General features: G+C 64.5%; 1 pseudogene. It reads right to left on the bottom strand.

Annotation, left to right across the window (positions count from 1 at the left end):
* Nucleotides 1–2630, bottom strand: a pseudogene (locus tag AC1VAN_RS17950) (RHS repeat-associated core domain-containing protein); the annotation flags it as partial.

The following is a 2630-nucleotide window of genomic DNA, read 5'->3' as shown; positions in this document are numbered from 1 at the left end:
GCTGGACGTAGGCCAGCTCCGGTACGCCGGCGCTCGGCACATTGATCAACGCCACCGGATAGTTGTCCAGCCAGATCGCCTGCTGCTGCGCCTGCCCCGTGGCCGAGTAGTTGCCCACCCACTGCCCTGCCTCGTCATACAGGGTAATCTGAGCCGCACCACCGGCCGGGGTACGCAGCACGCGCTCACCGCGATGGTTGTAGGCGTAGCTCTCCAATGTGGCGTTGCCCTGCTTCACTGCGTTCATGCGGTTGGCATCGTTGTAGGTGAAAGCCTTGCTGCCAATGCTGGTGGTGTTGCCCGATGCGTCGTGATTCCGCACCTCGCCATCCACCGCAGTCAGCCGGTGGCTGGTGGCCGGATAGGTGTAATTGGCGGTTCCTGCCGAAGTGGTCAGCGAGATGCGGTTGCCGGTTGCGTCGTAGCCGTAGGTTTCAATCGGCGTGCCGGTCGTACCGTCCTGGGTCTGGGTCAGGCGGCCGAGCGCGTCATAGGCGTACTTGGCCAGCACTTCGGACCCTGCTCCATTCTTCAGCTCGATGATCGAACCGACCGGATCATAGCCATAGCTCAGCGATAGCCCGCCTGTTGCCGGGTCATGCACGGCCTGCTGGCGGTAATCCAGGTCCAGTGGCCGCTGCAATTGACGCCCGTTGCCGTAGGTCCACCCTGACGCCGGGCCGAAGGCCGCGTAGGTCACGTTGTTCACCACGATCTGCCGCGACTGCCCAGGGCGGGTCAGGCCGATCTCACTGACGCGCCCCTGGGTATCTCGCACGTAGTCGGCCACGCTGCCGTCCGGGTAGGTCAACGCGGTCAGGCGGCCGGACTTGCTGTAGGCATAACGCAGCGTGCTGACGACGCCGTTGACGGTCTGCACCTTGCGGGTGACCTGGCCGAAGCGGTCATGGCAGTACTGGGTGCTGCCATTCGCGTGCAACACCTGCCCCAGGCGCCCCTTGGCAAAGCGCTCGTCGGCGGCGCAGGCAGCCGGTGCCACGTCATAGCTGTAGCCCACGTCCAGATTGGGGTCCGGATAGGCGATGCCGATCAGGCGGTTGAGCGCGTCGTAGCTGTAGGTAGCGGTGAGGCCCCGCGCATCGGTGGCGGTCTTGCGGTTGCCAGCCACATCAACGGTGAAGCTGCTGGCGCCACTGTCCGGACTGACCTGTCCAGTCAGATCACCGAAACCGTTATAGGCATAGGTAGTGTGCAGGCCCTTCGGGTCAGTCACCTGGGTGACCTGGTCCAGCGCGTTGTACTGGCTGCGGATTTCCGCAGCAACTCCTCCCACGTCCTGCAGGGTCCGCGCCAGCCGGTTCAGGGGATCGTACTGCTGGCTGGAGACGCGCTGCAGGGCGTCGGTTACCGTCTGCGGGTTGCCGTTTGCATCGTAGGTGAAGCCAGTGGCGTGGTTGCCGGCGTCTTTCAGCGCCGTAAGCTGGCCAATCGTGTTGAAGGTGCGTGCCAGGGTGCGGCGCAGGGTGCCGCCTGCATCCAGAGTGTCCTCCTTCAGGCGATTGCCGGCATTGTCCAGCGTGTAGTGGACGGTGTTGCYGGCGTTGTCCTCGATGTCGGTCAGTCGTTGTGCAGCGTCATACACGTAGGTCACGCTGTTGCCATCGGGCTCGGTGATCTGCTGCACCTGGCCGGTGGGCCAGTAGCTGATGTGGGTGGATCGATCATCGGCGGTAGTGGCTCCGCGTACGGTCACCGAGGTGGGCCAGCCCCGGGCATGGTAGGCGTAGTCGGTGACCACGCCATTGGCATCCTTCACCGACAACGGTCGCCCGTAGGCGTCGTAGGCCAACGTCTCCACCGTCTGACCAAGTGCATTGGTGACGCTGCGCAGGTCGCCCTTGCGATAGGTGCAGGCCCCATTGGTCGCGCACCCTGCGTCGTCTGCGGCGTAGTAGGCATAGGTGCTGACGTCGGCCACGTCGGTGCGCGCGCCATCCACGCTCTTCAGCAGCCCCTCCACGGGGCAACTGCCCGCCGCGGCCACATCCGCAGCCTCGCAATAGGTATATGTGGTCGTACGCGTCTGCCCGGATGCCAGATCCTTCAGGGTCACGCTCACCGGTTGTCGGCGCGGGTTGTAGGCGGTACGCGTCTCACGCTGACCGATGGTCGTCGCCAGCACCGCGTTGGTCACACTGTCGCGCACGGCCTGCACAACACGCTGTTCAGGCAGGCCCACCGCATCGGTGATGGTATGGGTGTTGACCGGTCGGCCCGTCACCGCGTCGACGCCTTCGCTATATGTGTGCTTGGTCTGGACGCCGCGCCGGTCCGTATAGGTATCCAGACGCCGGCGGAAATCGACCGCGCCGTCATAGTAGGTGCGGCTGACCGAACCCTGGGCATCGGTCGTGCCCGACACCTTGCGGGGAGGTGCGCTGTCGCCACCGGCTGTCAGCGTGTAATCGGTCTGATGGCCCAATGCATCAGTGACCACCGCACCGCCATTGGGGCTGTAGGCAAGGGTTACGCCATCAGCGCCACCCGCGTGCTGGCTCGAAATGACGCGACCGATGGTGTCATAGGTGAAGGTGCTGTAGCGGCGCCCATCCTCGGCGGTAATGCCGGTCAGGTGCTGGGGGAAATCCAGATTCTCGTAGTGATAGGTG

This window comes from Stenotrophomonas sp. 05L44_2 (assembly GCF_056665995.1).
This window is presented reverse-complemented; position numbering and strand designations above follow the sequence as displayed.